Below are 12184 nucleotides of genomic sequence, written 5' to 3'. Positions count from 1 at the left end.
TGCGAATGCCGACGTCAAGCCGGCTGAAACCAGGCCCGCGCAAGCGGGCCTAGTCTTTGGGGCATGCAAATCCCTCGCCTGCCCACCTTCTTCGTCTCCCACGGCGGCGGCCCCTGGCCGTTCATGGAGGGCGAATACCGTCGCGCCCACGCCCGGCTGGAAGCCTCGCTGCAAGCCCTGCCGGCTTCGCTGCCGACGAGGCCCAAGGCCATCCTCATGATCTCGGCCCACTGGGAAGAAAGCGCCTTCACGGTGATGAACTCGCCCGCGCCCGGAATGCTCTACGACTACGGCGGCTTCCCGCCCCATACCTACGAGGTGGTCTACCCCGCGCCCGGCGACCCGGCGCTGGCAGAGCGTGTCGTCGCGCTGATCCAGGCCGCCGGGCTGCCCGCCGCGCGGGACACACAGCGAGGCTTCGACCACGGGGCGTTCTGCACGCTGGTGCCCATGTACCCGGGCGCTGAAATGCCGGTCGTGCAGCTGTCGCTTCGGCGCGGCCTGGCCCCGGCCGAACACCTGGCGCTGGGCCGCGCGCTTCGCCCGCTGCGCGATGAGGGCGTGCTCATCCTCGGCAGCGGTTTCAGCTTCCACAACCTGCGCCTGTACGGCCCTGCCGGCCGCGATCCGTCAGCAGCCTTCGACGCCTGGCTGCAGACCGCCCTGCCCTCGCCGGATGGCCGTGCCGAGCGCCTGCAGGCCTGGGCACAGGCGCCCGCTGCCCGCCTGGCCCACCCGCGAGAGGAACATTTGCTGCCGCTGATGGTGGCCGCGGGCGCCGCCGAGGGCGAAACCGCGAGCTGCAGCTACCACGAGACCGATTTCCTCGGCGGCGTGACGGCGTCCAGCTTCAGGTTCGGCTGACGCGGCCCCGGCTCAGACCTGGTGGGGCGCCACGATGCGGCGCTCGCCAACCAGGAAGGCGTCAGCCACCAGTTGGAAGGGCCGCCAGTCGACCTCGGAGCGCCCCATCGCGCAGAGCTCAGCGAAACGGGCATAGAGCCGTGGGTACTCGCCGGCCAGGGCCGCATCGGCGGCCACGGGCCGACCGTCAATCTCCAGCACGCCGCCCCCCTGGGACAGTCGCAGGCTGCCCGTGGTCGTGAGCAGCTCGATGTCCCAGGTCTGCTCGCCCTTCTGGCGGAAATCGAAAGCCGCCTGAACGCTGACGCCAGTTGGCGTGCGCAGGTCCAACTGGGCGGCAATCGGCGCCTGCTGGTTCTCGGGGAACTCCAGCACCGCCTTGTGGACGACCGCATCCTCCGCCAGCACCTCGGTCAGCACCGACAGGGCGTTGATGCCCGGATCGAAAACGCCCAGGCCGCCCGCGTCGAAGATCCATTGCTGGCCCGGGTGCCAGTGATGCACGTCCTCCTTCCAGGTGATGGTGCCTCCAGTGAGCGTGCGGCCACGCAGCCAGTCGCGCGCCGCGTCCACGCCCGCGGCGAAGCGAGAGTGCCAGGTCTGGAACAGCGTGCGCCCCTGCTGCGCCGCCTCGGCCTGCAGCAGGGCGATCTGCCGCGTTGTCGCCGCGGGCGGCTTCTCCAGCATGACGTGCTTGCCGGCCCGCAAGCCAGCGACGGCGGCCTCGAAGTGCGCCTGCGGCGGCGTGCAGATGGAGATGGCGTCCAGCTCCGGCACCTCGGCGAGCATGGCTTCGACGCTGGCAAAGCAAGCCACGCCGTCCACGCGCGCATTGCGGCTGGCCGTGGCCACCAGTTCAAAGCGCGGATCGGCGGCCAGCGCCGGAATGTGTTGATCACGGGCGATCTTGCCGATACCCACCAAGCCCAACTTCAATGCCATGCTGTTCCCGCAAAATGCTGTCAGGTGGCGCGCCTTGCGCCACCACATCTTCATCTTAGGGTCCGCCGACGCGGACATTCCAGCCCCAGTCCCCGCATGGCCGCAACGATCGAAAGCTTGATTCAAACCCTGTCCGCCTGCCACCGCGACGGCAGCCGCCTGCGCGCTGCCGACTGGGTCGACAGCGTGCGAGACGAGGCCGACGCCTACGCGGTGCAGGACGGCGTGGCGCGCACGCTGGGCTGGACACTGAACCGCTGGAAGTCCGGTGGCGCAGGCCCGCAAGGGCCGTTCACCCATTCACCGGTCAATCCGGTGGCCGGCACGGCACTGCTGGGTGTGGAGGCCGAGGTGGCGCTGCGCCTGGACGCCAGCGGCGCACCGGAGGCGATGTGCATCGCCGTGGAGCTGGTCGCCTCGCGCTGGGAGGAAGGCATGGCTGCACCGGACCTGCTGCGCATGGCTGACCACCAGTCCAACGCCGGCTTGCTGCTAGGCCCCTGGCAGCCGTTGCGCGCACTGGAGTGGGCGCAGCTTGAATGGCGCCTGGCCCTGCCCGGCCGGAGCGACATCGTGCATCGCGGCGGCCATTCCCTGGCCAACCCGGCCGGCGTGCTGCCCGCCTGGCTGCGCCACGCCACGCGGCATGGCGCCACCGTGCAGGCCGGTACCGTCGTGACGACGGGCGCCTGGGGCGGCCTTCATCCCTGGACCGGCGAGGCCCGCGGCACGCTGTGTATCGAGGGCCTGGGCGAATTCAGCTTTTCAGCAGCGGCGTGAACATCGCGATGAACGCAGAGACGTTGGCCGCCACGGTCACCCAGTAAAGCCGCCGAAAAGCCGGCTTCACGCTCTTGTGGCGCAGCAGCCGCTGGGCCAGCAACGCCCCCGGCCAGCCGCAGGCCAGTGACAGGCCATGCAGCGTGCTTTCGGCCACACGCCAGTCGCCGCGCGCCGCGGCGCGCTTGTCCAGCACGTAGGTGATGAAGGTGGCCAGGCTCATGGCCGAATAGATGCCCCACAGCCAGTTGGGCACGCCCCAGATCAGGTGGACGGCCAGAACGAGGCCGGCAAAAGCGGGAATCAGCAGCAGCACGCCGCTACCGTCGCGCCGGGCGGGCGCTGGCTGCGCGGCTCGCGGCGCGACGCCCTGCACGTCCAGCGCACGGCGCTTGCCTTGCGCGTCCTGGCCTTCACGATAGCTCAGCCGCTCGCCGACAAAGGGCCGGTGCGGCCGCAGGCCGAACGCCTTCACGTGGACGAAGACCTTCGCGCCGCCACCATCTGGCGTGATGAAGCCATAGCCCTTGGCGTCATCCCACTGCGTCAGCGTGCCCTTCACGCCGCGACCTCCAGGTGGGCTTTCAGCGCTGCGATCGCGTGGCGCACCTTTGCAGGCTGGCCGGGGTTGCCGTCATGACGCTGCGGCGTCATGGCCCAGATGGGCAGGTCGGGCAGCTCAAGCGTAGTGGACAGGCGCAGCAGCCGCCCCGCTGCCACCGCTTCGGCCACGTCCTCGTCGCCCAGCCCAGCGAGCCCCAGGCCCGCCTCGCAAAGCTGCTGCAGCGTCAGCTGGTTGTTGCTGGTATGGCGCGGCTGCACGCTCAGCGCGGTGCCGGGCAGGCGGCGGGGATGGTCGGTACCGTCCTGCAGCATCAGCCAGTCGGCATCCCGCAAGGCCTCGGGTGTCGCGGGCACGCCGCGCTGCGCGAGGTAGGCCGGCGCGGCATACAGGCTGCTGTGCATGACACCGATGCGCTGGGCCACCCAGGGACTGTCGGGCAGCCGGCCGAAGCGGATCGCAAGATCGATACGGTGCGCCACCAGGTCGGTGAATCCGTCCTCCACCTGCAGGTGCAACCGCAGGCCCGGATGGGCCGCCAGCAGCGGCGCCAGCGCCGGACCGATATGCCGGCCGAAGCCCACCGTCATCGCGATGCGCAGCTCGCCCTCGGGCGCGTCGCGCAGTTGCTGGAGCTGGGCCTGGGCGGCTTCCGCGGCGGCCACCATGGCCGCACAGCCGGCGTGGAACCGTTCGCCGGCCGGTGTCAGGCTGAGCTTGCGCGTGGAACGGTGCAGCAGCGTGACCCCCATGTCTTTTTCCAGCGCCCTCACCTGCTGGCTGACGGCCGAGGTGCTGGTGCGCAGTTGCCGTGCCGCCGCGGCAAAGCTGCCGTGGCGCACCACGGCCGCAAGGACGGCCATGCGTTTGAGTTGGTCGAGCATGAAGTTTTTCTAAACAGTCTGCGTTGTCCATGCAGGCTTATCAACGAATTGTGAAGCCGAAACAATAGGACCATCGCAAACACGTTGTTGGAGCAACACCATGAACATCGCCCTGATCGGCGCCACCGGTTTCGTCGGCGCCGCCCTGCTGGAAGAACTGCTGAGCCGTGGCCATCAGGTGCGCGCGTTGCAGCGCGACACTGCCAAGCTGGCTGCCCGCCCCGGGCTGGAAGTTCGTGCGGTGGACGTGCTGAACAGCGGCAACCTGGCAGCCGAGCTGAAGGGCGCGGATGCCGTCGTCAGCGCCTTCAATGCCGGATGGAGCAACCCCAATCTCTACGACGATTTCCTGCGTGGCAGCGACGCCATTGCCAACGCGGCACGCCAGGCCGGCGTGCGGCTGATCGCAGTAGGTGGTGCAGGCAGCCTGTTCATCGCGCCTGGACAGCAGTTGGTGGATTCGCCGGCCTTCCCGGCCGAATGGAAATCGGGCGCGCTCGCGGCCCGCGAGATGCTGACCCGCCTGCGCGCCGACCGCAGCGCGCTCGACTGGACACTGGTGTCACCCGCCATGCACCTGGAGCCCGGCGAGCGCACAGGCGCTTTTCGCCTCGGCGGCGAGGAGCCGGTGTTCGACGCCAAGGGCGAAAGCCGCATCAGCGTGGCAGACCTGGCCGCGGCCATCGTCAACGAGCTGGAAGCACCGCAGCACCGCCGTGCCCGTTTCACCGCTGGCTACTGATCACGGTCCATGAAGCGGGCCTGAGCGCCAAAGCTCGCGAGCTTGGCGCTCAGGCCTGCAGACAGCTCGGCCGGCTCGGCAAAGCCCTGTCGCTGCCAGTAGGGTACCGAGCCCTGCACGGCCACAAGGCCCAGACGCGCCAGGCCCAGCGCCCGCGCCCGCTCCGCCAGCCGCGACAGCAGCCGCGCCGCCAGCCCCAGCGAACGCGCCTCCGGCGCCACGGCCATGTCGTGCAGATAGAGCAGCGTCGGCGCTGCAGAGCGCTCGCAGTGCAGCGCATCCAGCGCCGGCAGCGTCTCGTCGCAGACCGGCAGGCTGACGGCATAGGCTAGCGGCATGCCACCTTCCGAGGCCGGCCGGCGCGCAATCCAGCAGCACTCCAGCCCCGCGGTCACGGCCAGCTTGGCCGCGAACGCTTCGCGACGCTCCAAAAAGCCGACGCCGTAGCAGCGCTGTTGCAGCGCCAGTACGGCGTCGAGATCGGCTGGAGTCATCGCGTGGAGTTCCACGCAATCCATCTCAATCAGCGGCCGAAGCCACCCTTGCGCGGGCCGGCCGGGCCACGGCGCTCACCGCCGAACGACGGGCGCTCGCCACCGAAGCTAGGCTTGCCTCCGCCATGGAAGGGGCGGTCGCCGCGCGGCTGGAAGCCCCGCTCTTCACGGGGAGCAAAGCCACGATCCTCGCGCGGCTGGAAACCACGATCCTCGCGCGGCTGGAAACCACGGTCCTCACGCGGTGCGAAACCGCGATTGTCGGGGCGCGGCTGGAAGCCACGGCCTTCACCGCGCGGCGCGAAGCCACGGTCGTCACGGGGTTGGAAGCCGCGCTGCTCATGCTGGCCGCCACCGTTGTCGAAGGGGCGGTTTTCGCCAAAGCGGCGCTCTTCCCAACGACCACCACCTTGATGGCCCTGGTGGCCCTGGTGGCCCTGATGGCCGCCATGGCCGAAGGGCTTGCCGCCGCCGTGGTGCGCGCGGCCACCATCATCGCGGCGGAAGCTCTTGTTGCCAAAACCCGGGCGACCGCCGAAGCGCTCGCCGCCGCGGTCGAAACCCTGGCCTGCGGGACGCGGCGGGAAGATGCGCGGCTCCTGCGTCTTGGGCTCCAGACCGGTGATTTGCTGAACAGGGATGGTCTGCGTCGTGAACTGCTGGATGCGGCGGATCATGGATACGTCCTCGCGCAGACCCAGCGTGATCGCCAGCCCCGAGCGGCCAGCACGGCCGGTGCGGCCGATGCGGTGCACATAGTCTTCCGCCTTCATGGGCAGGCCGTAGTTGATGACGTGGCTGATCGTCGGCACATCGATGCCGCGGGCTGCGACGTCGGTGGCCACCAGCACGCGCAGGTCGCCACGGCGCAGCCCCATCAGCACGCGGTTGCGCTTGCCTTGCGGCATGGCACCGTGCAGCGGAGCCACCGCGTGGCCGATCTCGGCCAGGCGGTCGGCCAGCCAGTCTGCGTCACGCTGCGTGCTCGTGAAGACGACGGCCTGCTCCAGCTCCGGCGTGGCCAGGATGGCTTCCAGCAGCTGGTCCTTGTGGTGGGGGTTGTCGGCCCAGTGCAGGCGTTGCTCGATGTTCTCGTGCGTCTCGGTGTGCGAGGCGACCTCGATGCGCTGCGGATCCTTCAGCAGTTGCTGCGCCAGGCGTCCGACATGGCCAGCGAAGGTGGCGCTGAACATCACGGTCTGCTTGGTTTCGGGCGTGTGGCTGGTGACGACATTGATGTCATCGATGAAGCCCATGTCCAGCATGCGGTCGGCCTCGTCCAGTACCAGCATCTCGACGTTGGACAGCACGCACTTGCCGCTCGCCAGGTGGTCCAGCAGGCGGCCGGGCGTGGCGATCAGGATGTCCAGCGGGCCGGTCAGCTGGCGAATCTGCAGCGGATAGGGCATGCCGCCCAGTACGGTGGCGACCTTCAGGCCAGGGATGTGACGGCCGTAGGTCTGTGCGGCCTTGGCGACCTGCATGGCCAGCTCACGCGTCGGAGCCAGCACCAGCACGCGCGGGCCGTAGATGACGCCCTTCTCGCGGCGCTTCGTGTTGTCGCCGCGCGCGGCCAGGATCTTTTCCAGCGCCGGCAGGATGAAGGCAGCCGTCTTGCCCGAGCCAGTACGCGACGAGACCATCAGGTCCTTGTTCGCGATGGCGGCGGGAATGGCCTGCGCCTGCACGTCGGTGGCATTTTCATAGCCGGCGTCCTTGACGGCTTGCAGCACGGCGGGGCTCAGGCCCAGGGTCTCGAAACTCATCGTTCGTTCTTTCGTTCAGGGTCACGCCGCGCAGGCAAACGCGCAGCGCCGAGGGGCATGCACAAGCCCTCGGAATCACATAAGTCGCTGGGAGATAGATCAGCTCGCGTCGTGCGGCTCGGGCATGTACATCAGCCCGGGTGCGGCGCGGGGGAACAGTCAGTCAAAGCGACGGCTTCATCGCCGCCGACCGATCCGTGTTCGGAGTCCGATGCCCGCTGGGATGCGTTTGATCGAACGAGGTCAGAGGAGACGTGGAACTCCTGGAGCACGCCCCAGGTGAAGCTGCGACTCTAGCACGAATCAGGGTTTTCACCAAATTTCCGTCGGTTCTGGCACACTTGCGGCCCGGGTCGGCAGAACACCCAGGCCTTGCCGCGCGGCGCACGCCGCGAGCTGAACCTGCCATGAAACGCCTCCGTTCACGTGAACCCCACGCGTGCGCCCTGGCTGCAAGCCGGCAAGCCCAGCCTCTTCACCGTTGGCGTGCGCATGGAGTGCCCCGTGCCCCGTGAATCCCTGCCCCTCGTCGTGGACGACCTGTCCACCTTCGCCAAGTCCTTGCGCGCCCAGTTGCTCATGCACGAAGCGCCGCAACCACCCGGCCACCAGACCCTGCTGAACATGCTGGCCCGCGCGGCCGGGCACCGCAATCTGCAGACGCTGCAAGCCAGGCCGCCCGCACCGCGACAGGTCACGCCCCCCGCCACTGCCGAGCACAGCGACATCGTGCGCCGCACGCTGCGGCTCTTCGACGATCAGGGCCGGCTGACGCGGCTGCCCGTCAAGCGTTCGCTGCAGCTGATGGCACTGTGGGGCCTATGGATGCGCTTTGACGCCAAGCGGCCCTACCGAGAACGCGAGGTCAACCAGATCCTGACCGCCTGGCACAGCTTCGGCGACTACTGCATCCTGCGACGCGACCTTGTCACGCAAAAGCTGATGGCGCGCACGCCGGACAGCTCGATCTACACCAAGCTGCCGGCCAGGCCCGGCGAGGACGCGATGGCGTTGATGCGGGCCCTACGCCAGCTCGGCGTCTAGCCAGCCGCGCAAGCTGTTGAAGAAGGCCAGGCCCTCGGCGCGCGCCAGATCGGCGCGCGTCAGCCGCGCCTCCCTGACGCGGCCCTGGGCCAACAGTTCGGCGCGCAGAACGCCCGGCAGCAGGCCGGCGGCCAGCGGCGGCGTCAGCCACTGCCCGGCCAGCCGCACGGCAAGGTTGCCGAAGCTGCATTCGGTCAATTCGCCAGCCTCGTTCCAGAGGATGACGTCGAAGGCCTGCGCCGGCTTGCTGAAGTCGTAGAGCTCGCGGCGCGTCGTCTTGTGGACGAGGAACTCTGCACGGGTGCCAAGCGTCGGGATAGGGCCGTCGGCCAGCGCGAGACGCACGGGCTCGGGCGTGGGCGCGAAGGCAGCCAGCGCATGCGTGAAGCGGCCGTTGGCATCGCAGGTCAGGCGCAGCCGCCAGTCGCCTTCGGGCTTTGCAACGGCAATGTCCTTCAGGTAGGTGCGCGCCTGCGCCAGCGAGAAGCGCAGGCCGAAATGCCGCGCCGTGCGCTGCATGCGGGCCAGGTGAGCTTCGCCGCGCTGCGCCACCCCGGCTTGCAGACGCAGCGTCTCCAGGGCCTCGACCGGCGCCTCGGCGCGAGCGAGAAAGCGCGACTTCGCCCGCCATTCGGCGATCTCGGCAGCAGGCTCGCTGTCCAGCGTGATCGCGCTGCCGATGCCACAGACCAGCGCATCGTCATGGAACTCCACGGTTCGTATAGGCACGTTGAATGTCGCCACGCCGCCCGGCTGGATCAGTCCCAACGCGCCACAGTACCAGCCTCGCGCCATGGGCTCGAGCTCGCGGATGACCTGCATCGCACGGACCTTGGGCGCGCCCGTCACCGAGCCGCAGGGGAATAGCGCCGCGAAGGCATCGGCCAGCGTCAGCCCGGCACGGCTGACTGCCGTGACGGTGGACGTCATCTGCCACACCGTGGGCAGCGCATGCAGCTCAAAGAGCCGCGGCACCCGCACCGTGCCGAGCTGCGCCACGCGGCTGAGGTCGTTGCGCAGCAGGTCCACGATCATCAGGTTCTCTGCACGCTCCTTCTCGCTGGTTCGCAGATGCTGCTGGGCAGCCTCGTCGTCGACGCGGTCGCGGCCGCGCGCGGCAGTGCCCTTCATCGGCTGGGCGGCCAGCAGCCAGCTCGCCTTGGCGCCAGGCACGGGGCGCCAGTCGAAGAACAGCTCGGGCGATACGCTGGCCGCGCCCGCCCCGCGCAGGAACAGGCTGAATCCGCCCGGTTGGCTGGCGTGCAACGCGAGGAAAAGCTGCGCCGGGTCCAGCCCACGCGCAGCCGCGCGCAGCCGCGTCGTCAGGTTGACCTGATAGCAGTCGCCTGCACGGATGTAGTCACGGATACGCTCAATGGCAGCGGTCGCATCGGGCGCCTCGTCCTGCCAGCCAAGAAGACCGGTGTACTCTGCGCCGACCTCGTTCCAGGGCTCGGGCGCCGTGTCGTAGACCGCGAACTCGGCCAGCGGAGCCTGACCGGCATGCGCGGACTGCACTGCATCGAAGGCTGCGGCCGCCTCGTAGCGCAGCCCGCCCAGCACCCAGGCGCCGCCGCGCGCGGCCGCCTCGGCCTCGGCGACGACACCGCGCACCTCATCCAGCCGAGTCGCCCGCAGCCAGCGCGCCGGCGGCACGCTCCAGCAACCGCGCAGGCGCTCGCCGTCCTCGCGGGCCAGTGGATGGCGGGGGAAGTCGAAGGCGGCGTGAAGGGACTTGTCCCCTCGACCGCCCTGTCGTTCGGTCAATCCCCCAAGGGAATCTCGGGCCGGCTCGGGAGCGGCCCTGCGCTCGGCCCGCGGCGCCATCAGAGCGCCAGGAAGTGCGTGCGGTAGTGCACCAGCTCGTCGATGGACTCCTGGATGTCCGCGAGCGCCGTGTGCGCTTGCGCCTTCTTGAATCCCTCCAGCGCCGCCGGCTTCCAGCGCTTGGCCAGTTCCTTGAGCGTCGACACGTCAAGATTGCGGTAGTGGAAGAAGTCCTCCAGCTCGGGCATGTAGTTGGCGAGGAAGCGCCTGTCCTGGCAGATGCTGTTGCCACACATCGGGCTCTTGCCCTTGGGCACGTACTGCTTGAGGAATGCGATGGTCTGGGCAGCAGCCTCGGCCTCCGAAATGGTGGAGGCCTTGACGCGGTCAATGAGGCCGCTCCTGCCATGGGTGCCCTTGTTCCAGGCGTCCATCGCGTCCAGCGTCGCGTCACTCTGGTGGATGGCGAAGACAGGGCCTTCGACGCGCTTCTCGAGCAGTGGGTCGGTAACGACGACGGCGATCTCGATGATGCGGTCCTTGTCGGGGTATAGACCCGTCATTTCGAGGTCGATCCAGATCAGGTTGCTGTCGCTGATGGCAAGGGTATCGGACATGGTGGAGCTCATTCTGAAGAGGGCGAATTCTCGCAGCCTAAAATTTGCGCATGTCCCCCACGCTGTTGTCCCTTGCTTTCGCTGTCGCGCTTGCGGCCTCGCTGCTCGTCAAGTTCTGGCTCTCGTCGCGCCAGGTGCGCCACGTCGCCAGCCACCGCGGCCAGGTGCCTGCGGCCTTTGCGGGCAACGTGACGCTGGCGGCCCACCAGAAGGCGGCCGACTACACCATCGCGCGCAGCCGCTTCGGCCTGCTGGCCCTGGCCTTCAACGCCGCAGTGCTGCTGGGCTGGACACTGCTGGGCGGGCTGAGCGCGCTGAACGGCTGGGTGCTGGACGCCAGCCTTGCATTGCCCGAGAGCTGGCAGGCCATGGGCTACCAGTTGGGCCTCGTCGCTGTCTTCATGCTGATCGGCGCGCTGCTTGATCTGCCCTGGGAGCTCTGGTCCACGTTTCGGATCGAGCAGGCCTTTGGCTTCAACCGCACGACGCTCGGGCTCTTCTTCGCCGACATGCTCAAGGGCCTGGCGCTAGGCGTGCTGCTGGGCCTGCCCATACTCGCGCTGATCCTTTGGCTGATGGGCGCCGCCGGCCCACGCTGGTGGCTGTGGGCCTGGGGCGCGTGGATGGGTTTCAACCTGCTGGTGATGGTCATCTACCCAAGCGTCATCGCGCCCCTGTTCAACAAGTTCGAGCCGTTGGCCGATGCCGCGCTGAAAGAGCGCGTCGAGAAGCTGATGGCACGCTGCGGCTTCGCGGCCAAGGGCTTGTTTGTCATGGACGGCAGCCGGCGCTCGGCCCATGGGAACGCCTATTTCAGCGGTTTCGGCCCGGCCAAGCGCGTCGTCTTCTTCGACACGCTGCTGGCCAAGCTCAATGGAGCCGAGGTCGAGGCCGTGCTGGCGCATGAGTTGGGTCACTTCAAGCACCGCCACATCACCAAGCGCATCGTGCTGATGTTCGCGATGAGCCTGGCCGGGTTCGCACTGCTGGGCTGGCTGATGCAGCAGCCGGCCTTCTACCTGGGCCTGGGCGTGGTGCCCAATCTTGGCGCCCCCAACGACGCCCTCGCGCTGATGCTGTTCCTGCTCGCCGGCCCGGTGTTCGGCTTCTTCGTCACGCCCCTGGCCAGCCACTTCTCGCGCCGCGACGAGTTCCAGGCGGACGCCTATGCCCGCGCCCAGGCCAGCGGCCACGATCTTTCTTCGGCCCTGCTCAAGCTGCACGAGGACAACGCCGGTACGCTGACGCCTGACCCGGTCTACGCCCGCTTCTATTACTCGCACCCACCCGCGGCCGAACGGCTCGCGGCGCTTGCCTCATGAACGATCTGCTGCTCGCCCAGTGCGACCCCAAGGCCCCGCTGCTGGACGCAGACACGCGAGCCCGCGTGCTGGCCACCCTGCCCGGCTGGCAGCCCGACCCCGAGGCCAAGCTGATCGCACGGCGCTTCGGTTTCGACAACTTCTATCAGACCATGGCCTTCGTCGACGCGGTCGCAGAGATTGCGCACGCGCAGGACCACCACCCAGAGATGCTGGTGGGCTACAACGCCTGCACGGTAAGCTGGAGCACGCATTCGCGCGGGGGGCTGACGCTCAACGACGCGATATGCGCGGCCCAGGTGAGCTCGCTGCCCGAAGCCTCGGGCTCATGAGGGCCAGGCGCGGGGGGGCCTCAATGGCGGCCCGCATCCCCTCGGGACATCGTTCGCTGCGGCCATCG

General features: G+C 68.7%; 13 protein-coding genes. 6 read left to right on the top strand and 7 right to left on the bottom strand.

Annotation, left to right across the window (positions count from 1 at the left end):
• Positions 1 to 63 precede the first annotated feature (63 nt).
• Positions 64 to 864, top strand: coding sequence for a DODA-type extradiol aromatic ring-opening family dioxygenase (locus QM732_RS06715; RefSeq protein WP_415655407.1), 801 nt, complete (start codon positions 64 to 66; stop codon positions 862 to 864).
• Between the two features lie 12 nt (positions 865 to 876).
• Here the strand turns inward: QM732_RS06715 and QM732_RS06710 are convergent, their stop codons facing one another.
• Complete coding sequence (locus tag QM732_RS06710) at positions 877 to 1806, bottom strand: Gfo/Idh/MocA family protein (protein ID WP_415655406.1); 930 nt, start codon at positions 1804 to 1806, stop codon at positions 877 to 879.
• A 96-nt stretch (positions 1807 to 1902) separates the two neighbouring features.
• Here QM732_RS06710 and QM732_RS06705 point away from each other — a divergent pair, with 96 nt between their 5' ends.
• Positions 1903 to 2586, top strand: a complete 684-nt coding sequence (locus tag QM732_RS06705; RefSeq protein ID WP_415655405.1) for a hypothetical protein — start codon at positions 1903 to 1905, stop codon at positions 2584 to 2586.
• On the opposite strand, the gene QM732_RS06700 is transcribed toward QM732_RS06705, so the two are convergent.
• Both QM732_RS06700 and QM732_RS06695 read right to left on the bottom strand, forming a co-directional pair.
• Complete coding sequence (locus QM732_RS06700) at positions 2564 to 3148, bottom strand: DUF1294 domain-containing protein (protein WP_415655404.1); 585 nt, start codon at positions 3146 to 3148, stop codon at positions 2564 to 2566. The two genes, QM732_RS06705 and QM732_RS06700, sit on opposite strands and share 23 nt — an antisense overlap.
• On the bottom strand, positions 3145 to 4032 hold the full coding sequence (locus QM732_RS06695; RefSeq protein ID WP_415655403.1) for a LysR family transcriptional regulator: 888 nt from the start codon (positions 4030 to 4032) through the stop codon (positions 3145 to 3147). The genes QM732_RS06700 and QM732_RS06695 overlap by 4 nt, the downstream gene beginning before the upstream one ends.
• Before the next feature lie 100 nt (positions 4033 to 4132).
• Here QM732_RS06695 and QM732_RS06690 point away from each other — a divergent pair, with 100 nt between their 5' ends.
• Positions 4133 to 4774: an NAD(P)-dependent oxidoreductase gene (locus tag QM732_RS06690; RefSeq protein ID WP_415655402.1), complete on the top strand. Its 642-nt coding sequence runs from the start codon at positions 4133 to 4135 to the stop codon at positions 4772 to 4774.
• On the opposite strand, the gene QM732_RS06685 is transcribed toward QM732_RS06690, so the two are convergent.
• Both QM732_RS06685 and QM732_RS06680 read right to left on the bottom strand, forming a co-directional pair.
• On the bottom strand, positions 4768 to 5268 hold the full coding sequence (locus QM732_RS06685; protein ID WP_415655401.1) for a GNAT family N-acetyltransferase: 501 nt from the start codon (positions 5266 to 5268) through the stop codon (positions 4768 to 4770). The two genes, QM732_RS06690 and QM732_RS06685, sit on opposite strands and share 7 nt — an antisense overlap.
• Before the next feature lie 29 nt (positions 5269 to 5297).
• Positions 5298 to 7034, bottom strand: coding sequence for a DEAD/DEAH box helicase (locus QM732_RS06680; protein ID WP_415655400.1), 1737 nt, complete (start codon positions 7032 to 7034; stop codon positions 5298 to 5300).
• A gap of 426 nt (positions 7035 to 7460) precedes the next feature.
• On the opposite strand from QM732_RS06680, the gene QM732_RS06675 reads away from it, so the two are divergent.
• Positions 7461 to 8078 (top strand): DUF2087 domain-containing protein, encoded by a 618-nt coding sequence (locus tag QM732_RS06675; RefSeq protein ID WP_415655399.1) that lies wholly within the window; start codon positions 7461 to 7463, stop codon positions 8076 to 8078.
• On the opposite strand, the gene QM732_RS06670 is transcribed toward QM732_RS06675, so the two are convergent.
• Both QM732_RS06670 and orn read right to left on the bottom strand, forming a co-directional pair.
• Complete coding sequence (locus QM732_RS06670) at positions 8058 to 9845, bottom strand: chorismate-binding protein (RefSeq protein ID WP_415655398.1); 1788 nt, start codon at positions 9843 to 9845, stop codon at positions 8058 to 8060. The two genes, QM732_RS06675 and QM732_RS06670, sit on opposite strands and share 21 nt — an antisense overlap.
• A gap of 59 nt (positions 9846 to 9904) precedes the next feature.
• On the bottom strand, positions 9905 to 10462 hold the full coding sequence (orn, locus tag QM732_RS06665) for an oligoribonuclease (protein ID WP_415655397.1): 558 nt from the start codon (positions 10460 to 10462) through the stop codon (positions 9905 to 9907).
• Between the two features lie 50 nt (positions 10463 to 10512).
• Here orn and QM732_RS06660 point away from each other — a divergent pair, with 50 nt between their 5' ends.
• The gene (locus QM732_RS06660; protein WP_415655396.1) at positions 10513 to 11784 is read left to right on the top strand and encodes a M48 family metallopeptidase; all 1272 of its coding nucleotides are present in this window, start codon (positions 10513 to 10515) and stop codon (positions 11782 to 11784) included.
• The gene (locus QM732_RS06655) at positions 11781 to 12116 is read left to right on the top strand and encodes a 4a-hydroxytetrahydrobiopterin dehydratase (protein WP_415655395.1); all 336 of its coding nucleotides are present in this window, start codon (positions 11781 to 11783) and stop codon (positions 12114 to 12116) included. The genes QM732_RS06660 and QM732_RS06655 overlap by 4 nt, the downstream gene beginning before the upstream one ends.
• Positions 12117 to 12184 lie beyond the last annotated feature (68 nt).

This window comes from Roseateles sp., from assembly GCF_047654805.1.
Classification (GTDB): domain Bacteria; phylum Pseudomonadota; class Gammaproteobacteria; order Burkholderiales; family Burkholderiaceae_C; genus Pelomonas.
This window is presented reverse-complemented; position numbering and strand designations above follow the sequence as displayed.